The 353-nt window shown below is 56.1% G+C and carries 1 pseudogene; it reads left to right on the top strand.

The annotated features are described in order from the left end of the window. A pseudogene (locus tag AB4091_RS22060) lies at positions 1–257 on the top strand (hypothetical protein); the annotation flags it as partial. Positions 258–353: the final 96 nt, after the last annotated feature.

Below are 353 nucleotides of genomic sequence, written 5' to 3'. Positions count from 1 at the left end.
AGGGCGCACTCTGGCCCGAAGGCGAGCCCGTTCGCCTGAATGCTGGCGACGTAGAGGCCGTTTCGCCTGAGGTGGGTGATATCCACCGCGTCAGCAACGCTTTTGCCGATCGCCCCTCCATCAGCATTCACGTTTACGGCGGCAATATCGGCGCGGTGAAACGGGCCGTTTATGACGAGGACGGCAGCGAAAAACCGTTTATCTCCGGCTATAACAACGCTTTTTTACCAAATATTTGGGATCTCTCACATGGCTAAGCAATCACTGCCTTTACGTCACTACAGCGATATTCGCTACGCCCTGCTCCAGCGCCAGGAAACTGCGCTGCTGGACGTGCGGGAAGAGGCTTATTA

This window comes from Terrabacter sp. 2RAF25, from assembly GCF_052115265.1.
Classification (GTDB): domain Bacteria; phylum Actinomycetota; class Actinomycetes; order Actinomycetales; family Dermatophilaceae; genus Terrabacter.
Note: the sequence above shows the minus strand (reverse complement) of the source record. Positions and strands in the feature narration are given on the sequence as shown.